Source organism: Nocardioides bigeumensis, from assembly GCF_039531755.1.
GTDB lineage: Bacteria > Actinomycetota > Actinomycetes > Propionibacteriales > Nocardioidaceae > Nocardioides > Nocardioides bigeumensis.
This window is the reverse complement of the sequence record NZ_BAAAQQ010000013.1, coordinates 394,821-415,841: the sequence shown is the minus strand read 5'-3', so window position 1 is coordinate 415,841 and position 21,021 is coordinate 394,821. Positions and strand designations below refer to the sequence as shown.

Below are 21,021 nucleotides of genomic sequence, written 5' to 3'. Positions count from 1 at the left end.
TTCCTGCGGTCAGGACCTACCCCTTGATCTCGGTCCAGGCCGTGGTCCAGTCCTGGTACGTCGTGCACTGGACGTCGGTGCGACCGTCGAGGCACTCCTCGATCGGCGTCGTCCAGTACCAGATGCCCTCGGCGTAGGCCTCGTCACCGGCGTGGTAGCTGTCGCAGAATCCCTCGCTGGCCAGGTCGCACGCCTTGCTGTTGGCCGGTGCCTCGCCGAACCACTCGGCGACCGCGGCGTTGGCCTCGGGGCTGATGATGTGGTTGAGCCAGGCGTAAGCGCAGTTGCGCGACTCGGTCTTCGAGCCGATCATCCAGGTGTCCGACCAGCCGGTGGAGCCGGTCTCGGGCAGGATCGCCTCGACCGGGACGCCCTCCGACTGCGCCAGGTTCACGATCACCTGCCAGGTGGTGCCGACGACGGAGTCGCCGGTCGTGAACGCCTGGATCTCCTTGAGGTAGTCGGACCAGTACTCACCGACGTGCTCGCGCTGGGCCTTGAGGACGTCGACGGCCGCGGCGAGCTGGTCCTCGTCGAGGGCGTAGGGGTTCTCGATCCCCAGGTCCGGCTGGGTGTTCATCAGGTAGAGCGCGGCGTCGGCGATGTAGATGGGTGAGTCGTACGCCGTCACCGCACCGCTGTGGTCGGACGCGCCGTCGAAGACGACGCTCCAGTCGGTCGGCGCAGGGCTGACCTCCTCGGTGTTGTACATGAGCAGGTTGGCGCCGTAGCCGTGCGGAACGCCGTAGTTGACGTCGCCCACGGTGTTCCAGAGCCGGTCCTTCAGGAAGGGCCAGACGTCGGCGTAGTTCGCGATGAGGTCCATGTTCACCGGCTCGACGTCACCGCCCGCGATGAGCCGCAGTGTGGCGTCGCCGGAGGCCGAGACGACGTCGTACTCCCCGGTCTTCATCAGGGAGACGGCCTCGTCGGACGTGCCGAAGTACTTGACGCTGACCTCGCAACCGGTGTCCTCCTCGAAGGGGGTGACCCAGTCGACGGACTTGTCGGTGGACCCGTCCTCGGCGTAGCCGGGCCAGGCCAGGACGCTCAGCGTCCCCTCGTTCTCACCGAGCTCGTCGAGCATCGGCAGGTCGGGCGGGGTGAAGCCGCCCTGCTCCTCGGCCGCGGAGCCGCCGTCCCCGTCGTCGCCCCCGCTGTCCTCCGTGCCGCAGCCGGCGGCGACCAGCGCCAGCACGACGGCCGCGACCCCGGTGCTTGCGCGTCTGTTGATCCTCATGGAATGCCTCCTTCTTCTGCGGGGACCCCGGCTGCCGGGCTCCCCGCTTCTGTCCCGAGGTCGATGACGTGCTCGTCGGCCCACGTGAGGTCGACGCGTTCACCACGGCGGCCGAGTGCCTGGTCGGCCGTGCCGTGGAGGTTCTGGCGCAGCACCGTGAGGGTGCTGCCCCCGTCGAGCTCGACGAGGTAGTGGTTGACGGAGCCCAGGTAGACGACGGCTTGGACGACGCCGGACGCCTTCGGCGGCCCCCCGGCGTCCTCGTCGAGCTGCACCTTCTCCGGCCTGATGCTGAAGGTGCCCTCGCGGCCGAAGACCGCCCGGGCGTCGGCACCGGTGAGCAGGTTGGAGGTGCCGACGAAGCCGGCGACGAACGACGACTGCGGCGCCTCGTAGAGCTCGGTCGGCGTCGCGACCTGCTCGACCCGGCCATGGTTGAAGACTGCGATGCGGTCGCTCATCGTCAGCGCCTCCTCCTGGTCGTGGGTCACGAAGCAGAAGGTGATGCCGACCTCGCGCTGGATCTGCTTCAGCTCGATCTGCATCTCGCGGCGCAGCTTGAGGTCGAGGGCGCCCAGCGGCTCGTCGAGCAGGAGGACCTTGGGCCGGTTGACCAGCGCGCGGGCCAGGGCGACGCGTTGGCGCTGCCCGCCGGACAGCTGGGTGGGTCGGCGGTCGGCGTACCCGGTGAGCCGGACCGTGTCGAGCGCGGCCAGGGCCCGCTCGCGGCGCTCGCCGCGCGGCACCTTCTTCACGCGCAGCCCGTACTCGACGTTGGTGAGGACGTCCATGTGCGGGAAGAGCGCGTAGTCCTGGAACACCGTGTTGACGTCACGGTTGAACGGCGCCTCGCGAGTGACGTCGACACCGCCGAGGAAGACTCGGCCCGAGGTGGGCGCCTCGAAGCCGGCGATCATCCGCAGCACCGTCGTCTTGCCGGAACCCGACGGGCCGAGCATCGAGAAGAACTCGCCGTCGCGGATCTCGAGGTCGAGGTCGTCGACAGCGGTGACCGACCCGAAGGTCTTGGTCACTCCGACGAGGCGCACAGCGGCGTGCTGGATCACCTCGTCTCGGGCCACGTGGGCAACGTAGGGGAGCGCCGTCGGGGCCGACAAGCACCGTCGCGACTTCAGTGGGTCACGGTTGTGTGTCGGCGCACGATGGTCGACCGACGCTCCTCGCCGTAGCCGTCGGCCGACCGAGGTCGCCCTGGCCACCGTGCTCGCGGACCCCGCCTCGACCCGAGCGTGTCTGCAATGATCCGCGACCATGACACGTGAGGGGACGCGCACAGGAGATCTGGTCGCCGGCATCGACTCGTCCACGCAGTCCTGCAAGGTCGTCGTCCGCGACGCCACCACGGGGGCGCTGGTCAGGCAGGGCCGGGCTGCGCACCCTGACGGGACCGAGGTCCAGCCCGATCACTGGTGGCGGGCGTTGCAGGCGGCTCTCGAGGAGGCGGGCGGGCTCGACGACGTCGCGGCCGTGAGCGTGGGAGGCCAGCAACACGGCATGGTCTGCCTCGACGAGGACGGGGAGGTCGTCCGGCCGGCGCTGCTCTGGAACGACACCCGCTCCGCCGGCGCCGCGGCCGAGCTGGTCCGGGAGCTGGGCGGACCGGAGGTGGGCGGCCGCGCGTGGGCCGAGGCCGTGGGCGTCGTACCCGTGGCGTCCTTCACGATCACCAAGCTGCGCTGGCTCGCCCACCACGAGCCCGAGAACGCGCGTCGGACGGCGGCCGTCTGTCTGCCCCACGACTGGCTGACCTGGAAGCTCTCGGGCAGTCGGGACCTCGCGGACCTGACGACCGACCGCAGTGACGCCAGCGGCACGGGCTACTGGTCGGCGGTGTCGGGGGAGTACCGCACCGACCTCCTGGAGCGTGCGTTCGGGTCGGTGCCCCACCTGCCCCGGGTGGTGGCGCCCGGCGGCGTGGCGGCGAGGACGCCGTCAGGGGCGGTGCTGGGCGCCGGGGCCGGCGACAACGCCGCCGCGGCGCTCGGCCTCGGTGCGGTCGAGGGCGACGTGGTCGTGTCGATCGGGACCTCGGGCGTGGTCACCGGCGTCTCGAGCACGCCGACGGTGGACCCGAGCGGCACGGTCGCGGGCTTCGCCGACGCCACCGGCCTCTACCTGCCGCTCGTCGCGACCCTCAACGCGGCGCGGGTCCTCGACGCAGCGGCCGGGCTCCTCGGGGTCGACCACCAGCAGCTGGCCGAGCTGGCGCTGGAGGCGCCGTCCGGTGCTGGCGGACTCGTCCTGGTGCCCTACTTGGAGGGCGAGCGCACGCCCAATCTGCCCGACGCGACCGGGTCCCTGCACGGCATCACCCTGTCGACGGCGACCCGTCCCGCGCTCGCCCGGGCCGCCGTCGAGGGGCTGCTGTGCGGTCTGGCCGACGGGCTCGACGCCGTGGTCGCGACCGGGGTGCGGCCGGCCCGGGCCCTTCTCGTCGGAGGCGCCGCCGCTTCAGGGGCCGTCCGGACCGCCGCAGCGGAGATCCTGGGCGTCCCCGTCGACGTGCCGCCTGCGGGCGAGTACGTCGCGGACGGCGCCGCCCGTCAGGCCGCGTGGGCGCTCGCCGGCTCTGCCTCGCCGCCGGAGTGGGAGCGGGCCGGGACGGTGCGGGTCGAGGCAGCCCCCCGCCCCGAGGTGCGAGCGCGGTACGCCGAGGCGCGCGAACGCCACCTCGACCGGCTGGCTCCCTGACGCGTCGTCGAGCAGGCGGCCGTCGGCCGTGGCTTGACGTGACGACCGCCCCTAGTTAGTTTGATGTCCCAACGAACTAATAGGGTGACGGGCGTCACGCTCGTCGCCTGACGATCTGAGAGGCAGTCGATGTCGCAGGCGCGTGAGAGCTGGCAGAGCGCCGGCTCCGGAGGTGCCGACCAAGGCACCGTGCGCCGCAACAACCTCTCGCTGCTTCTGCGCAGCCTCCGCGACGCCGGCCCCCGTTCACGGGCGCGGCTCGCCGCGGACCTCGGGCTCAACAAGGCGACCGTGTCCAGCCTGGTCGGCGAGCTGATGGAGCGCGGCCTGGTCCGCGACGGCCAGGCCGAGCGAGGTGCCGTCGGACGACCGGGCACCAGCGTCGAGCTGGCCGGCTCCGGCGCGTACGGCATCGGCGCCGAGATCAACGTGCACCACGTCACCACCCTCGCGGTCGACCTGGCCGGCTCGGCGGTGAGCGAGCGGCGTACCTCTGTCGACACCCGGGGGCTGCCCCCCGAGCAGGTCGTCGACCATCTTGTGGAGCTGTTGCAGGGCACGCTCTCGGACCTGGCTGATCGCGGGGCTCGCCCGATCTCAGTCACGGTCGGCGTGGCCGGGCTCGTCGACCTCGACCACGGACTCGTCTCGGTGGCCCCGAACCTCGGCTGGCGAGACGTGCCGCTGGCCGAGCTGCTGCGGTCGCGGCTGGGCCACGACCTCCTCATCGAGGTGGCCAACGAAGCGAACCTCGCGGCGGTGGCGGAGGCGACACCCGGAGACCCCGAGCGCCGCGACATCCTCGTCATCCACGGCGAGGTGGGCATCGGTGGCGGCATCGTGGCCGACGGCCGGCCCTACCAAGGACGCCTCGGCTTCGCCGGCGAGTTCGGGCACATGGTCGTCGACCGCGGCGGGCGGCGGTGCGGCTGCGGTCGGTCGGGCTGCTGGGAGACCGTCGTCGGGGTGAGTCGCCTGATCGAGATGGCGACCGACGAGGACGACCTGCTTCGTTCCCCCGACGTCGCCCTCGAGGTCAAGGTCGAGGAGCTCAACCGTCGCGCGGCCGCCGGTGACGAGCGCACCCTCCAGGCGTTGCACGAGGTCGGCCGCTGGGTCGGGATCGGCGCCGCGGCACTGACCAACGCCCTCAACCCCGGGGTCATCGTCTTGTCGGGCTACCTCGGCGAGATCGGCGAGTGGATCCAGGCCGACGTCCAAGCCGAGCTGGACGAGGGCGTCCTCGCGCCCGACGCGGGCGGCACCCGCATCGCCCTCTCGACGCTGGGCTTCTCCGCAGCGGTGCGCGGCGCCGCGGCCGTCGCCATCGAGCGCGTCTACGACGACCCCACGCTGGTGCCGCGCACCAGCGCCGAGCAGCTGGGAGCCACCTCATGATCGAGGACGTGACCGTCACGGTCCCGCGCCGCACCGACGCGTTGCTGGAGATGAGCGGCATCGTGAAGCGTTTCCCCGGCGTCCTCGCGCTCGACGGGGTCGAGCTGGACGTCCGCGCAGGTGAGGTGCACTGCCTCCTCGGTCAGAACGGCGCCGGCAAGTCCACCCTGATCAAGATCCTCTCGGCGAGCTATCAGCCCGACGAGGGCGAGATCCTCTGGGAGGGACGGCAGGTCGCGCTCACCTCTCCGCAGGCCGCGATGGCGCTCGGCATCTCCACGATCTACCAAGAGCTCGACCTGGTCCCTGACCTCAGTGTCGCGGAGAACATCTTCCTCGGCCACGAGATGTCGTCGGCGGGGTTCAGCCAGCGCGGCGCGACCAACCGCCGGGCCAGGGAGCTGCTGGAGCGACTCGGGCACCCCGAGATCTCGGCGACCCGCTCGGTCGGTCGGCTCTCACCGGCGGCCCAACAGATCGTGAGCATGGCCCGTGCGCTGTCCCAGGACACGCGGCTGCTCATCCTCGACGAGCCCTCCGCTGTGCTCGACCACGGCGAGGTCGACAACCTCTTCCGCGTCATCCGTGACCTCACCGTCGAGGGTGTGGCCGTCGTCTACATCTCCCACCGGCTCGAGGAGATCCGCCAGATCGGCGACCGGATCACCGTCCTGAAGGACGGCCGCACGGTCGCCACGGGCCTCGCGGTCGAGGACACCCCGACCTCCGAGCTGATCAAGCTGATGACGGGCCGCTCCATCGAGTACGTCTTCCCGCAGCGTGGCGACCGGCCGTCCGCCACGGGCGACCCCGTCCTCGACGTACGCGGGCTGGAGCTGTCCGGGGTCTTCTCGGGAGTCGACCTCAGCGTCCGGGCAGGCGAGATCGTCGGTCTCGCCGGTCTGGTCGGCGCGGGTCGCTCGGAGATCATCGAGACGCTGTACGGCGCCCGCCGAGCCTCCGCGGGCACCGTCCGCGTGCTCGGGAAGGAGCTGCGCCGCGGCTCCGTGGTGGCGGCGGTCAAGGCGGGCGTCGGGCTCGCACCCGAAGAGCGGAAGAGCCAAGGGCTCCTTCTCGACCAGGCCATCTACCGCAACATCACCGTGTCCACGCTGGGCCGGTTCTCCCGACTCGGGATGCTCGACAGCCGGGCCGAGCGCCGCGGCGCCCGCGAGGTGGCGGAGTCCCTCGATGTGCGCCCGGCGGGCGTGGACCGCCTCGTCCGCCTGCTGTCAGGTGGCAACCAGCAGAAGGTCGTGCTGGCGCGCTGGCTGCTTCGCGAGTGTCGCGTGCTGCTTCTCGACGAGCCGACCCGCGGCGTCGACGTGGGGGCCCGCACAGAGATCTATGCCCTGATCCGTTCGCTGGCCGACTCGGGAGTCGCCGTCGTCGTCGTGTCGAGCGAGGTCGAGGAGGTGCTCGGCCTCGCGGACCGGGTGCTCGTGGTCCGTGAGGGCCGCGTCGTCCACGAAGGCCCCGCGAACGAGATCGACGAGTCCCGGGTCCTCGACCTGGTGATGGAAGGAAACGCAGCATGAGCGACCAGAGCACCAACCCTGGCACCAGCAGGGCACCCGACGTCGGCGCGGTCGAGAATCCCGTGGCGCCCACCGGTGACACCGTCGAGGTGGAGCAGGCTGCCGCCCGCACCGAGGCGAGCACGAGCAGCGGCGGGCTGATGAGCGGTCCCTTCGGCCGCAACCTCGGGCTCGTCGTGGCCCTGCTGCTCATCTGCATCGCCGGCGTGATCACCGCGGGCGACCGCTTCGCCAGCGTCGACAACGTGATGACGATCCTGCGCTACGGCTCCACCATCGGCGTGGTCAGCATCGGCATGACCTTCGTGATCACCGGCGGCGGCATCGACCTGTCCGTCGGGGCGATCCTGGCGCTCTCCTCGGTCTGGGCAACGACCTTCGCGACGCAGAACATGGCCGAGGACACCCACTGGGTGATCATGGTGATCGCGGCCTTGGCGGTGGGCGCCGGCTGCGGGCTCATCAACGGGGTCGTCATCGCCTACGGCAAGGTCGTCCCCTTCATCACCACTCTGGCGATGTTGGCGGCTGCCCGTGGACTGGCGGAGATCATCTCCGAGCGGAAGACCCAGATCGTGCGCGTCGACGGCTTCAAGGACTTCTTCTCCTCCGAGCCGGGCGGCATCCCCTTGATCGTGATCCTCTTCGCGCTGGTCTCGTTGCTCGGCTGGGTCGTCTTCAACCGGACGACCTTCGGGCGGCGCACCCTCGCCGTCGGCGGCAGCCCCGAGGCGGCGCGGCTGGCGGGCATCAACGTCAACCGGCACACCGTGATGCTCTACGTGCTCGTCGGCGTCTGCTGCGGCCTCGCCGCCCTCATGCTGGTCAGCCGTACGTCGACGGGCAGCTCCACGCACGGAGGCCTCTACGAGCTCGAGGCCATCGCAGCGGTGGTCATCGGCGGCACCCTGCTCTCCGGGGGCCGCGGAACGATCGTCGGCACGGTCATCGGCGTCCTCATCTTCGCGACGCTGACCAACGTCTTCACCCTCAACAACCAGGACACCTCGACCCAGGCGGTCGCGAAGGGCCTGATCATCGTCGTCGCCGTGCTGCTCCAGCAGCGGCTGGCCCGACGCTCGACGTCGACCTAGCCGGGTCGCCGAACACCGCCGCTCCACCCACAGCTCGGAACGAGAACAGCACCACCCGCACGAACCAGCATCCGACCAGATCAACCCAGATGAACAACCCAGATGAACAACCCAGATGAACAAGGAGCACCACCCATGCGACTGCGCAGAACCTCAATCACGCGCCGGAGCCGCGCCATGACCGGTCTCGTGGCCGGCGCGGTCGCCGCGCTGACTCTCACCGCCTGCACGGGCAGCGCCCAGGACGCGGAGAACGAGAACAACGGCGACGACACTCCCGTCGCGGCCGCCGGCAGCAACGACGAGGCCGGCGACTCCGTCACCATCGGCTTCTCCGCGCCCGCCGCCGACCACGGCTGGATGGCCGCCATCACCAACAACGTGAAGGCCCTCGAGGACGAGTACCCCGACGTCGACCTCCGGATCGCCGAGGGCACCAACGACGTGAACCTCCAGATCAGCCAGGTGGAGACCTTCATCAACGACGGCGTCGACGCCATCGTGCTGCTGCCCTTCGACGGCGCCGCCATGACGCCGATCGCGCTCAAGGCGATGGAGGCGGGCATCGTGGTCGTCAACGTCGACCGGGAGTTCGACGACCCCAACGCCGCTCGCGTCACCGTGCTGGGTGACAACTACGGCATGGGTGTCTCGGCCGGCCAGTACGTCTGCGAGCAGGCCGACGGCAACGAGGACGCCATCGTCGCCGAGATCGCCGGCATCGACTCCCTGCCGCTCACCCAGGACCGCAGCCAGGGCTTCGCGGACGCGCTGGCCGAGTGCGGCCTCGACGTCGACGCCCGCCAGGCTGCCGAGTTCACCGTCGAGAGCGGCGAGGAGGTCGCGGCCAACCTGCTGCAGGCCGAGCCGAAGATCGACTTCCTGTGGAACCACGACGACGACCAGGGCGTCGGCGTCCTCGCTGCCATCGAGAACGCGGGTCGCGACGAGTTCGTCATGGTCGGCGGCGCCGGCTCGGCGAACGCGATGCGTGAGATCCAGGACGGCAGCGGGGTCCTCAAGGCGACGGTCATCTACCCGTCGACCCAGGGTGCCGACGGCGTGAAGCTGGCGCGGTTGGTCCTCCAGGGCAAGGCGATGAGCGACCTGGTCGAGGTCGAGGTGCCGCGCACGGTGCAGCTCTACGCACCGGTCGTGACCTCGGAGAACGTCGACCAGTACATCGACTCCGCGTTCGAGTCCTGATCAGGCTCCGCAGCGGCTCCCGGTCGTGCCGGGGGCCGCTGCGGACCCCACCCCGAATCCCGAGCTCCCTCCAGTGGAAGAAGATCCGATGAGCACCACCCCGGACGCAGTGACCGACGGCCGTGACCTGTCCGTCGGCATGGTGGGCTACGCCTTCATGGGCGCGGCGCACTCACAGGCCTGGCGCAGCGCGCCCCGGTTCTTCGACCTCCCGATGCGTCCGAGGATGACCGCGCTCGCCGGCCGCGACGCCGGCCGGGTCGCCCAGGCTGCCGAGAAGCTCGGCTGGGCGTCGACGGAGACGTCGTGGCAGGCGCTGGTCGCGCGCGACGACATCGACCTGATCGACGTGTGCACGCCGGGTGACACCCACGCAGAGATCGCCATCGCGGCCCTCGAGGCCGGCAAGCACGTCCTGTGCGAGAAGCCGCTGGCCAACTCGGTCGAGGAGGCCGAGGCGATGACCGCCGCCGCCGAGAAGGCCGCCGCGAACGGCGTCCGCTCGATGGTGGGGTTCACCTACCGCCGCGTGCCCGCCATCGCCCTCGCCCGGCAGCTCGTCGCCGAGGGGCGGCTCGGCACCCTGCACCACGTGCGTGCGCAGTACCTCCAGGACTGGATCGTCGACCCGGAGGCGCCGCTGTCGTGGCGCTTGGACAAGGCGAAGGCCGGGTCCGGTGCGCTCGGCGACATCGGCGCGCACATCGTGGACCTCACGCAGTTCATCACCGGCGACGCGATCGGTCGCGTCTCCGGGCGGCTGCGCACCTTCGTCCACGAGCGGCCGCTGCCCAGCGAGCACGCCGGACTGGCGGGAACCGCCGGCAGCGGGAGGGGCGAGGTCACCGTGGACGACGCTGCCGTCTTCCTCGCCGAGTTCCGTGGCGGTGCGCTCGGCGTCTTCGAGGCCACCCGGTTCGCCAACGGCCGCAAGAACGCCATCCGCATCGAGATCAACGGGTCGAAGGGCAGCATCGCCTTCGACTTCGAGGACATGAACCTCCTGCACTTCTTCGACGGGACCGAGGACGTCGCCACCGCGGGCTTCCGACGCATCGTCGTGACGGAGGCGCAGCACCCGTACGTCGGAGCCTGGTGGCCACCCGGTCACCTCATCGGCTACGAGCACGGCTTCACCCATCAGGTCGTCGACCTGGTGAACGACATCGCAGCCGGTCAGAACCCCTCGCCGTCCTTCGCGGACGGGCTGCAGGTGCAGCGCGTCCTCGCCGCGGTCGAGACCAGCTCCGACACCGACACTTGGCAGGAGATCACTTCATGAGCAGAGCCCTGGACGACTACGCCCCCACCCCGGACGACAAGTTCTCCTTCGGTCTGTGGACCGTCGGCTGGCAGGGGGTCGACGTCTTCGGTCCGGCGTCCCGCTCGCTGCTCGACCCGGTCGAGGCGACGTACAAGCTGGCCGAGCTCGGCGCCGCCGCGGTCACCTTCCACGACGACGACCTGCTCCCCGACGAGGGGGAGCGCGCGGCCACGCTCGAGCGCTTCGAGAAGGCGCTGGCCGACACGGGTCTAGGCGTGGAGATGGTCACCACCAATCTCTTCAGCCACCCCGTCTTCAAGGAGGGTGCGCTCACCGCCAACAACCGGGAGGTGCGCCGCTACGCCTTGTCGAAGGTGTTGCGCAACATCGACCTGGCCGCGTCCCTCGGGGCGCGCACCTTCGTGCTGTGGGGTGGCCGTGAGGGTGCCGAGCACGGGGCCAGCAAGGACGTGCAGGCGGCCTTGGACCGGTACGCCGAGTCGTTGAACCTGCTCTGCGGCTACGTGAAGGAGCAGGGCTACGACCTGCGCTTCGCTCTCGAGCCCAAGCCCAACGAGCCCCGCGGTGACATCCTGCTCCCGACGATCGGGCACGCGCTCGCGTTGATCTCCGAGCTCGAGGACCCCTCGATGGTGGGCCTGAACCCCGAGGTCGGGCACGAGGAGATGGCCGGGCTGAACTTCGCCCACGGCCTGAGCCAGGCGCTCTGGCACGACAAGCTGTTCCACGTCGACCTCAACGGTCAGCACGGTCCTCGCTTCGACCAGGACCTCCGCTTCGGCGCCGGCAACCTGCGCGGCGCCTTCTGGACCGTGGACGCCCTCCTCGGCAGCGGCACCTCCAAGGCGTACGACGGCTACGTGCACTTCGACTTCAAGCCGCCCCGCGCCGAGGCCGCCGACGGCGTCTGGGACTCTGCCCGGTCCTGCATGCGCAACTACCTGATCCTGCGCGAGCGCGTGCAGGCGTTCAGGGCGGACCCCGACGTCGCCGCGGCTCTCGAGGCCGCCGAGGTCGGGACGCTGAGCACGCCGACGCTCGCCGACGGTGAGTCGCTCGCCGACCTCCGCGCAGCGACGTACGACGTGGAGGGGCTGGCCGAGCGCAGCATCGGCATGGAGGCCCTCGACCAGCTCGCGCTGGAACACCTGCTGGGCGTCCGCTGACAAGCGGACAGCCCCCGCCCGGCTCGGGTGTGAGGCCCCGAGCCGGGCCATCGACGACGAGAGAGATGGAGCGATCAATGACCCGACCGATCACCCTGTTCACCGGCCAGTGGGCCGACCTGCCGTTCGAGGAGATGTGCAAGCTCGCCTCGGGCTGGGGCTACGACGGCCTCGAGATCGCGTGCTGGGGCGACCACTTCGACCCGTGGGCCGCGGTCGAGGACGACGCGTACGTCCCGGCGAAGCTCGAGATGCTGAAGAAGTACGACCTCCAGGTGTTCGCGATCAGCAACCACCTCAAGGGCCAGGCCGTCTGCGACGATCCCATCGACGAGCGGCACCGCGGGATCCTGCCGGACCGCATCTGGGGTGACGGCGACGCCGAGGGCGTTCGTCAGCGTGCGGCCGAGGAGATGAAGATGACCGCGCGTGCCGCGCGCAAGCTCGGCGTCGACGTCGTCGTCGGGTTCACCGGGTCGTCGATCTGGAAGTACGTCGCGATGTTCCCGCCCGCGTCGCAGGACCTCGTCGACGCCGGTTACGAGGACTTCGCCAAGCGGTGGAACCCCATCCTCGACGTGTTCGACGAGGAGGGCGTGAAGTTCGCCCACGAGGTGCACCCGTCGGAGATCGCCTACGACTACTGGACGACCGTCGCGACCATGGAGGCCATCGGCCACCGCGAGGCCTTCGGCCTCAACTGGGACCCGTCGCACTTCGTGTGGCAGGACCTCGACCCGGTCGGCTTCCTCTGGGACTTCAAGGACCGGATCTACCACGTCGACTGCAAGGACGCGAAGAAGCAGGTGGGCAACGGGCGCAACGGCCGGTTGGGCTCCCACCTCGCGTGGGCGGACCCGCGCCGAGGGTGGGACTTCGTGTCCACCGGGCACGGCGACGTCCCCTGGGAGGCCTCGTTCCGCATGCTCAACACGATCGGGTACGACGGGCCCATCTCGGTCGAGTGGGAGGACGCCGGCATGGACCGGCTCGTCGGCGCCCCCGAGGCGCTGGAGTTCGTGCGCCGCCTCGCCTTCGACGCGCCTTCCGCGGCGTTCGACGCGGCCTTCTCCACCAAGGACTGACGGGTCGCCAGGCGGGCGGACTGACCTCTGGCGCCCAAGCGATGGCCTCCGACGGGCTCGGCGAGGCACACTTGCCGCATCGGGGAAAGGTGGTGACGAGTGTGGTCGCCCTGCTGCGACGCACGGCCAACTTGTTGCGCCGTGAGGCCCTGCGGTCCTCAGGCCTGATGCTTGCCGAATTCGACGAACTCGCCCGCCGTCGGGGTGGGCGTCATCGAGGATGAGTGCTCCGAATCGGCCTAAGCGATGAGTGCGTCGATCCGCCGCCTGTCCGGCACGGTCACCAGACAGGCGTGAGGGCAGCCATTGGTGTGGTTTCAGCGCAGTTCGCGCAAATGGGTGCCGACCGAGATGAGGATGTCAAGGACATGCTGGTCCCCGCTGCAGACTTGGCTCGCCTCGAGTTGCCGCGGGAGGACACGGGGCAAACGCCCCGCGTCACGCTGTCGTACTCGTCGCGCGTGACGATACGAGCTAGACCGTCGAGGTCGGGGTCGCAGGGATTCGTGTGGAGCCCCGGCGTCCGTGCGTCACTGCGCGATTGACCGAGTCCGCGCTTGCGTTCGGCTGTACGTGGTCGGGTGTCGGTGGTCGAGTCTAGGATCGAACACATGTTCGAATTCCTCTCGGGCGATCGAGTCCCGACGCCGTCCGCACCGGACGCGGCGACGTTGCGTGCCTGGGCGGTGGTGCTTCGCGAGGTCGAGCGGCATGCGAGCGACGCCGAGCGGATCGACCAGATCCGGGCGCTGGAGGAGCTGAAGTGTGCGGCCGAGGCCAGGCAGGCGGTGCTGGCCGCCGACTTCGACGCTTCGCAGCGTGAGGCCGCGGCGCGGCGTGGCGTGCCAGCCGAGCGGCAGGGGCGTGGGGTCGCTGAGCAGATCGCGCTGGCCCGGAGGGAGTCGCCACATCGCGGCAGCCAGCACCTCGGCCTGGCCAAGGTGCTGTCGACCGAGCTGCCGTTCACGATGGCCGCGTTCTCAGCAGGTCGCATCACTGAGTGGCGGGCCACGCTGATCGCGCGGGAGACGGCGTGCCTCGAGCTCGGCCACCGGCGCGAGATCGACGCGGCGCTGGCCGCTGACGCCGACCGCCTCGAGGCGATGGGCGAGCGTGAGCTGGTGGGTGAGGCCAGGCGCCTTGCCTACGCACTCGACCCCGAGGCCCTTGTCGCCCGCCGGCGCAGGGCGGAGCGCGAGCGTCGGGTCACGCTGCGCCCTGCGCCCGACGTCATGAGCCAGGTGTCCGCGCTGCTGCCGGTCGCCCAAGGTGTCTCCGTCCACGCCGCGCTCAGCGTCGAGGCTGACCGACTCGTCGCGCAGGGCGACCCCCGGTCGCGCAACCAGATCATGGCCGACACGCTCGTCGGGCGAGTCACCGGCCAGGACAAGGCTGAAGCCGTCCCGGTCCACGTCAACCTCCTGGTCGACGACACCGCCCTGCTCGGAGCGAGCGAGGCCGCCGCGCACCTCGACGGGCATGGTCCCGTGCCCGCCGAGCTCGCCCGCGCGCTCGTGCTCGCCTCTCCGGAGGCGGCGACCAGCCTGCGTCGGATCTACGTCGCGCCCGAGACCGGCAGCCTCGTGGCCATGGAGTCGCGAGCACGGCTCTTCCCCGCAGTCCTCGGCGGCTTCATCCGCCTGCGGGACCGCACGTGCCGCACTCCCTGGTGCGACGCACCGATCCGGCACCTCGACCACCCGCACGACGTCGCGCGGGGCGGTCGGACGAGCGCCTTCAACGGGCAAGGCCTGTGCGAGCGCTGCAACCACGCCAAGCAGGCGATCGGTTGGTCTGCTCGGTCGCGGCCCGGGCCACGGCACCAGATTGAGCTCACCACACCCACCGGTCATCGCTACCGGTCCCTCGCGCCCCTTGCCCGCCCGCCATCAGCGGTGCGGCGTCAGAACGACACCAATTGGGCCGCCCCCTCCCTCTGAGGGAGGATGCACCGCATGTCACGCGGCGTCTGGCTCCGGCTCCTGCTCGTGCTCGGGCTGCTCGGCGCGTGCGCTGCGCTCGCGCTGACCCAAGAGCCACGTCTCGGGCTCGACCTCCGCGGCGGCACCCAGATCACGCTCGAGACCAGCTCCACCGACCGGGTCGAGGCGAACGCCGAGTCCACCGACCGCGCCGTCGAGATCCTCCGCGGCCGCGTCGACGCGCTCGGCATCTCCGAGCCGACGCTGACCCGTGCCGGGGAGAACCGCATCATCGTCGAGCTCCCCGACGTGCAGGACCCTCGCGAGGCCGTCGAGACGATCGGGCGCACCGCCCAGCTGACCGCCCGGCCGGTGCTCGAGGAGGGGCTCACCGCCGAGCCGGAGCCCGGCTCGCTCAAGGACGGCGAGATCGCTCTCGCCGACCCCGACGGGCCGGGGACCTTCCTCAAGCTCGGTCCGCCCGTGCTCGAGGGCGAGGACGTCAACAGCGCCGAGGCCCAGCAGCCGCAGAACGCCACGGCGTACGTCGTCGCGGTGTCGTTCACCGGACCCGGCAAGACCGCGTGGCGCGAGGTCACCGGACGAGCCGCCTGCGCCCAGGACATGACCAGCCGGGTCGCGTTCGTGCTCGACGACGAGGTGATCTCCGCACCCAACGTCGGGCCGGAGTTCTGCCCCGCCGGCATCCCCGGTGACACGCAGATCGAGTACTTCACCCGTGACGAGGCCGAGAGCCTCTCGATCCTGATCGAGGGCGGCGCGCTGCCGCTGCCCGTCGAGGTCATCGAGCAGCGCACCGTCGGTCCCACGCTCGGCGACGCCGCCATCGAGGCGTCCTGGAAGGCAGCCCTGCTCGGGCTCGCGCTGACCGCACTCTTCATCGGCCTCGTCTACCGGCTCGTCGGCTTCCTCGCGACGCTCGCGCTGTCGTCGTACGCCCTGCTGGCGTACGCCGTGCTCGTCGGCCTCGGCTCCACGCTGACCCTGCCCGGACTGGCCGGCTTCGTGCTGGCGATCGGGTTGGCGATCGACGCCAACGTGCTGGTCTTCGAGAGAGCGCGCGAGGAGTACCGCGCGGCGCCCTCTGCAGGCCTGCGCCGCGCGCTGATGATCGGCTTCAACAAGGCGTGGACCGCGATCATCGACTCCAACGTGACCACACTGCTCGCGGCGGCGTTGCTGTTCTTCCTCGGCTCGGGCCCGATCAAGGGCTTCGGGGTGACGCTGTCGATCGGTGTGCTGGCGTCGATGATCTCGGCGCTGCTGATCGCGCGCGTCATGACCGAGGTGGCGGTGTCGAGCAAGCCCGTCGAGCGTCGGCCCGCGATCACCGGCCTGGCCACCGTCGGCCGGGTGCGCACCTACCTGGAGCGGCGCAACCCCGACCTGATGCGCCGGCGCAGGTTGTGGCTCGTCCTCTCCGGCATCGCGCTGGTGGCGGCCCTGGCGGGCATCTTCGGCAAGGGCCTCAACCTCGGCGTGGAGTTCACCGGCGGCCGGGTTCTCGAGTACTCCACCACGCAGCCGATCAGTGCGGACGACGCCCGCGAGGCCGTGTCCGCGGCGGGCTTCCCCGAGGCCACCGTGCAGGAGAGCGACGACGACAAGATCTCCGTGCGCATCGGCCAGATCACCGACGACGAGGCGGTCGTCATCGAGGAGGCGATCGGCGACGCCTCCGGCGGTGCGACCAAGGAGCGCGACGAGAAGATCGGCGCCTCTTTGGGCGACGAGCTGCGCAACAAGGCGCTGATCGCCTTCGGCATCGCCTTCCTCGCGCAGATGCTCTACCTCGCGATCCGCTTCAAGTGGACCTTCGGGCTGGCAGCCGTGCTCGCGATGTTCCACGACGTGGTGATCGTGACCGGCGTCTTCGCCTGGCTCGGGAAGCCGATCGACGGGGTCTTCCTCGCGGCCGCCATGACGATCGTGGGTCTGTCGGTCAACGACACCGTCGTCGTCTTCGACCGCATCCGGGAGCGCTGGTTCGGCTCGAAGGACGAGTCCTTCGCGTCCCTGGCCAACCGGGCCGCTGTCGAGACGATGCCGCGCACGGTGAACACCGGCCTCGGGGCGATGTTCATCCTGGCCGCGCTGGCGATCATGGGCGGCGACTCGCTGCGTGACTTCTCCATCGCCCTGCTGCTCGGCCTGGGCATCGGCACGTACTCGTCGGTCTTCACCGCCACCCCGCTGCTGACCTACCTCCAACAGGTCGCCCCGCTCGACCGCGCCTCACGCCAGAAGCGGGAGGTTCGCGCCCCCGACGACTCCGGCGCCGTCATCTGAGGTGCTTGAGGGCCCGCCCACGCGGTGCGTCGCCTCGTCCCAGAGGGTCAGCACGGTGGCCTCGTGGACGACGCGCGTCGACGGCGCGTAGGTCTTCAGCACCGGCCGCAGCAATGTCCGGAGCCCCGGCGCGGTGATACCGAAGTAGGGCAGGGCGGACTTCATGTAGGCCTGCTGGGCGGCCGCCCGGACCGGATCGGCTGCACTGCGCATTTCGTTGCGCAACCGGTCGATCAGTTGCCGATCGGCTACCGCGGAGGCCCCAGTCCCGTCGATCGCCACGCCGGAAGCCTAGATGGCGAATGGTCTGGACCAGTTCGTAAAGGTTGGCGCCAAACCGTGGGCACAGGCCGAAAGTCTCGGACAAGTGGCGCATGATGTACGTCAGACGGATCCGGGGGGAACCGTCTTCGCTCATCTACCGGGGGGAACCATGAGCAACCACCTTGTGCGTTTGGCCGAGAAGCTGCGCGCCCACACAGACACGTCCGTCGGGGGGCGGGCGTCCGCGGAGGGCACGGTCGGGGAGGTCGGCGATCCCATGTTCGCCGGGCCCGTCGCCGTGCTGACCGCACCGGCCGAGCCTCTGCGCGAGGCCACCGCCACGCCCGAGGTCCCGGAGACCGCCGCTCTGTACGGCGCCACGCGGCTGGACAGTCAGTCCTTCTGCGCTCGCGTCACGGCGTCCCGGACCTCGGGCGTGGTGCTGCCGGTGGGCTTCACCTTCCGGGTCACGCTCACCCGTGCCGCGGACGCGACCGGGGCCGACGTCGCCGTCTCCGACTGGCTGGACCTCGCGGTGGTCGACCGGTTCTCCGACGGCGACCGGCTCCCGGCCCTGCCCGGCGACTTCGCGCACATCGGCGCCGGCGAGACGTGGACGTACGACGTGCGCCTGACCACTCCGCTGGTGCCGGGCCGGGGCCGGACGATGCGGTTCGCCGAGTCGCCCACCGGGCGCGGTTGGCACCTGACATTCGCCGAGCTCGACGAGAACGGCGAGCCGATGGAACCCGGGTTCGAGATCACCTTCTGACCTCCTCGGCTCCACACAACTGAAGACCACGGTTGGGGTGCCTACCCATGCGGGTGCTCCGACTGGATGGCCAACGCGCGGCGACCGCTTCGGGGGGAGTGGTCGCCGCGCGTGGCTCGTTGCGCCGGCGCGGGGTTGCCTGTGAGTGGCGGTGCGGTCCTGTCCGTCCGGCGTACTAGCCTGCGCGGGTGCCCGAGCCAGAAGCCAGCCCCGACCGCGAGGGCAGCACGCCCGTCGGCGCCGTGCTCGCCGCAGCGGTGGCGGCCCTGGGTGGCTCCGAGCGGCCTGGGCAGGTCGCGATGGCCGAGGCCGTCGCCGCGGCGTTCACCCGCGAGGAGCACCTCCTCGTCCAGGCCGGCACCGGCACCGGCAAGTCCCTGGCCTACCTCGTCCCGGCGCTGCTCCACGACTCCCGCGTCGTCGTGGCGACCGCGACGCTGGCTCTCCAGCACCAGCTGGTCGAGCGCGACATCCCGCGCCTGGTCGAGGCCGTCGGCTCCCTGCCCGGGGTCGACGCGTCGTACGCCGTGCTCAAGGGTCGGTCCAACTACGCCTGCCTGCACCGGATCCGCGAGGGCGTTCCCGACGACCAGGGCGTGCTGGTCGAGGTGCCCTCGGGCTCACAGGGCGGCGAGGTGCTCAAGCTCCGGTCCTGGGCGGAGGAGCAGGCCAAGTCCGGCGGGAGTGGGGAGCGCGACAACGCGCCCCGGCACACCGACCGGACCTGGCGGCAGGTCAGCGTCAACCACCGTGAGTGCCTCGGCGCCACCAAGTGCCCCTTCGCGCAGGAGTGCTTCGCGGAGCGTGCGAAGGAGAAGGCCTTCCGCTCCCACCTGATCGTCACCAACCACTCGCTCCTGGCCATCGACGCCGTCGAGGGCGTGCCGATGATCCCCGACTACGACGCCGTCGTCATCGACGAGGCGCACGAGGTCGTCTCGCGGGTGACCCAGGCGGCGACCGACGAGCTCGGGGTCCTCGACGTCCAGCGCGCGGCGCGGCGCTCGCAGCGCCACGTCCCCGAGCAGGCGGACCGGTTGGCCGAGGCCGGCGACGCGCTCGAGGACGCGGTCGCCGCCGCGTCCCCGGGACGCTTCGAGCGGGTGCCGGAGCAGCTCGCCGAGGCGCTCGCGCTAGTCCGGGACGCGGCGCGGGCGACCGTGTCGGCCTACCCCAAGGACTCCGAGTCCGGCGAGCCCGACGCCGGGCTCACCCAGGCCAAGGGCCTCGCCCAGGAGGTCTTCGTGACCGCCGAGCGGATGGCCGCGGCCAGCGACGGTGACGTGCTGTGGCTGGGCGAGCCGACCGAGCGGCTGCCGGCCCGGCTGCACGTCGCCCCGCTGCAGGTGTGGGGCCCGATGCGCGACAAGCTGCTCTCCGACAAGACCGCGGTGATGACGTCGGCGACCCTGATGCTCGGCGGCGACTTCTCCGCGGTCGCGACCTCGGTCGGGCTGCGGCCCGCCGAGCGGGTGACCGGAGGTGTCAGCGGCATCGACGACGGAGGGCCGACGGCCGGCGACGCGCTGCCGTGGCGGGGGCTCGACGTCGGCTCGCCCTTCGACTACGGCAAGCAGGCGATCCTCTACGTCGCCAAGCACCTGCCCCCGCCCGGGCGTGACGGCCTGGGAGAGCGGCAGCTGGAGGAGATCGTCCAGCTGGTCGACGCGGCCGAGGGGCGCACTCTGGGCCTCTTCTCCTCGCGGCGCGCGGCCGAGCGCGCCGCCGAGGTCGTCCGTGAGCGCCTCCCACACCTGACGACGCTCGCCCAGGGGGAGGCGCAGCTGCCCGAGCTGGCCAAGCAGTTCGTCGGCGACCCCTACACCTGTCTCTTCGGCACGCTGTCCCTGTGGCAGGGTCTCGACGTGCCGGGGGACACCTGCCAGCTGGTGCTGATCGACCGTATCCCGTTCCCGCGGCCCGACGACCCCCTGATGTCGGCGCGGCAGAAGGCCGCCGACCAGGCTGGCGGCAACGGCTTCATGCAGGTCGCCGCGACCCACGCCGCGCTGCTGCTGGCGCAGGGTGCCGGGCGGCTGATCCGCACGACCGAGGACCGAGGGGTGGTGGCGGTCCTCGACCCGCGGCTGGTCACGGCCCGCTACGGCACCTTCCTCAAGGCTAGCCTGCCGCCGATGTGGACCACGACGGATCCGGCGGTGGCCCGGAAGGCGCTGGGGCGGCTCGCCGAGTCGGCCGCGGCAAGCGCATCGGCCTGAGGGCGACGACCGCCGCCACGACCGCGGCCCAGCCCACGACTGCGTCGAGCACCCAGTGGTTGCCGGTGCCGACGATGACCAGCGAGGTGACGAGCGCGTGCGTCCAGGCCAGCGCTCGCAGCACCCTGCTGCGCGCCTCACGCTGCACGACCCAGGCCACCCACAGGGCCCAGCCGGCGTGCATCGACGGGAAGGCGGCGAGCTGGTTGGTGTAGCCCCCGAGGCCGCGGGGGGCCGAGGCCTCACCGCCCCACCAGCCGTGGGCTGAGGAGAGCTGCAGCACGTCGACGTACCCGTCGATCATCCGGGGCGGCGCCATCGGGAGCAGCACGTAGAGCACCAAGGCGATGGCGGTGGCCAGCATCAGCGCGCGGCGCGCAGGGAGGTACGCCGTGGGCCCGCGTCGCCAGAGCCAGATGAGCGCGATGCCGGTGACGAGGTAGTGCGCGGTCGCGTAGTAGAAGCTGCCCGCCAGCCCGAGCCAGGACTGGTCGACGAAAAGCTGGTTGAGCCCCGCCTCGAGGTCCAGGCCGAGCCAGCGCTCGAAGTGCAGCAGGTCGCGGGCGCGCTCGAGGGCGGGCGCCATGGAGTCGTCGGCCACCAGCCGGGTGAGGCTGTAGGCGACGTAGAGCCCGAGGACCAGGGCAACCTCCACGAGCCCCGCCCAGACCCTGGAGCGCCTGTCACGCGTCGGCGCAGCGGATTTCTGGAGCGGGGTTGTCGTCACCTCTCCAGCCTCCCCCTGGCTCATGGGGACAGGCTACGCGGAGGTTCCCCCAGACCAACCCTGAATTCTGTGTGGGGTCTGTG

Annotated in this window: 16 protein-coding genes; 12 read left to right on the top strand and 4 right to left on the bottom strand. The window is 71.0% G+C overall.

What is annotated here, in order from left to right:
• Nucleotides 1-16 precede the first annotated feature (16 nt).
• Together ABD295_RS16205 and ABD295_RS16200 are read right to left on the bottom strand one after the other, a co-directional pair.
• A complete protein-coding gene (locus tag ABD295_RS16205) occupies nucleotides 17-1,240 on the bottom strand; it encodes an ABC transporter substrate-binding protein (protein ID WP_344304837.1) in 1,224 nt (407 codons plus the stop codon).
• Nucleotides 1,237-2,322 carry an ABC transporter ATP-binding protein gene (locus ABD295_RS16200; RefSeq protein ID WP_344304836.1) on the bottom strand — a complete coding sequence of 362 codons (1,086 nt, stop codon included), beginning with the start codon at nucleotides 2,320-2,322 and terminating at the stop codon, nucleotides 1,237-1,239. The genes ABD295_RS16205 and ABD295_RS16200 overlap by 4 nt, the downstream gene beginning before the upstream one ends.
• A gap of 190 nt (nucleotides 2,323-2,512) precedes the next feature.
• On the opposite strand from ABD295_RS16200, the gene xylB reads away from it, so the two are divergent.
• From xylB to secD, 10 genes are all read left to right on the top strand, one after another.
• On the top strand, nucleotides 2,513-3,952 hold the full coding sequence (xylB, locus tag ABD295_RS16195) for a xylulokinase (RefSeq protein ID WP_344304835.1): 1,440 nt from the start codon (nucleotides 2,513-2,515) through the stop codon (nucleotides 3,950-3,952).
• A gap of 129 nt (nucleotides 3,953-4,081) precedes the next feature.
• Entirely contained in the window at nucleotides 4,082-5,350 is a 1,269-nt protein-coding gene (locus ABD295_RS16190) for an ROK family protein (protein WP_344304834.1), read from the top strand.
• Nucleotides 5,347-6,888, top strand: a complete 1,542-nt coding sequence (locus ABD295_RS16185) for a sugar ABC transporter ATP-binding protein (protein WP_344304833.1) — start codon at nucleotides 5,347-5,349, stop codon at nucleotides 6,886-6,888. Before ABD295_RS16190 ends, ABD295_RS16185 begins: the two co-directional genes overlap by 4 nt.
• Entirely contained in the window at nucleotides 6,885-7,982 is a 1,098-nt protein-coding gene (locus tag ABD295_RS16180; RefSeq protein WP_344304832.1) for an ABC transporter permease, read from the top strand. The genes ABD295_RS16185 and ABD295_RS16180 overlap by 4 nt, the downstream gene beginning before the upstream one ends.
• A 177-nt stretch (nucleotides 7,983-8,159) precedes the next feature.
• The gene (locus tag ABD295_RS16175) at nucleotides 8,160-9,188 is read left to right on the top strand and encodes a substrate-binding domain-containing protein (protein WP_344304831.1); all 1,029 of its coding nucleotides are present in this window, start codon (nucleotides 8,160-8,162) and stop codon (nucleotides 9,186-9,188) included.
• A gap of 88 nt (nucleotides 9,189-9,276) precedes the next feature.
• Nucleotides 9,277-10,470, top strand: a complete 1,194-nt coding sequence (locus ABD295_RS16170) for a Gfo/Idh/MocA family protein (protein ID WP_344304830.1) — start codon at nucleotides 9,277-9,279, stop codon at nucleotides 10,468-10,470.
• Nucleotides 10,467-11,639, top strand: a complete 1,173-nt coding sequence (xylA, locus tag ABD295_RS16165) for a xylose isomerase (protein WP_344304829.1) — start codon at nucleotides 10,467-10,469, stop codon at nucleotides 11,637-11,639. The genes ABD295_RS16170 and xylA overlap by 4 nt, the downstream gene beginning before the upstream one ends.
• 77 nt (nucleotides 11,640-11,716) lie before the next feature.
• Nucleotides 11,717-12,724 (top strand): sugar phosphate isomerase/epimerase family protein, encoded by a 1,008-nt coding sequence (locus ABD295_RS16160; protein ID WP_344304828.1) that lies wholly within the window; start codon nucleotides 11,717-11,719, stop codon nucleotides 12,722-12,724.
• Nucleotides 12,725-13,335: 611 nt separating this feature from the next.
• Complete coding sequence (locus ABD295_RS16155; RefSeq protein ID WP_344304827.1) at nucleotides 13,336-14,664, top strand: HNH endonuclease; 1,329 nt, start codon at nucleotides 13,336-13,338, stop codon at nucleotides 14,662-14,664.
• Nucleotides 14,665-14,679: 15 nt separating this feature from the next.
• The gene (gene secD / locus ABD295_RS16150; protein WP_344304826.1) at nucleotides 14,680-16,956 is read left to right on the top strand and encodes a protein translocase subunit SecD; all 2,277 of its coding nucleotides are present in this window, start codon (nucleotides 14,680-14,682) and stop codon (nucleotides 16,954-16,956) included.
• On the opposite strand, the gene ABD295_RS16145 is transcribed toward secD, so the two are convergent.
• Nucleotides 16,903-17,238 (bottom strand): DNA alkylation repair protein, encoded by a 336-nt coding sequence (locus ABD295_RS16145; RefSeq protein ID WP_344304824.1) that lies wholly within the window; start codon nucleotides 17,236-17,238, stop codon nucleotides 16,903-16,905. The genes secD and ABD295_RS16145 overlap by 54 nt on opposite strands.
• Before the next feature lie 151 nt (nucleotides 17,239-17,389).
• Between ABD295_RS16145 and ABD295_RS16140 the strand changes: the two genes are divergently transcribed.
• Both ABD295_RS16140 and ABD295_RS16135 read left to right on the top strand, forming a co-directional pair.
• Nucleotides 17,390-17,992, top strand: coding sequence for a hypothetical protein (locus ABD295_RS16140; RefSeq protein ID WP_344304823.1), 603 nt, complete (start codon nucleotides 17,390-17,392; stop codon nucleotides 17,990-17,992).
• A 188-nt stretch (nucleotides 17,993-18,180) separates the two neighbouring features.
• Nucleotides 18,181-20,211 carry an ATP-dependent DNA helicase gene (locus tag ABD295_RS16135; protein WP_344304822.1) on the top strand — a complete coding sequence of 677 codons (2,031 nt, stop codon included), beginning with the start codon at nucleotides 18,181-18,183 and terminating at the stop codon, nucleotides 20,209-20,211.
• Here ABD295_RS16135 and ABD295_RS16130 read toward each other — a convergent pair.
• Nucleotides 20,114-20,962: a phosphatase PAP2 family protein gene (locus ABD295_RS16130; protein WP_344304821.1), complete on the bottom strand. Its 849-nt coding sequence runs from the start codon at nucleotides 20,960-20,962 to the stop codon at nucleotides 20,114-20,116. The genes ABD295_RS16135 and ABD295_RS16130 overlap by 98 nt on opposite strands.
• Nucleotides 20,963-21,021: the final 59 nt, after the last annotated feature.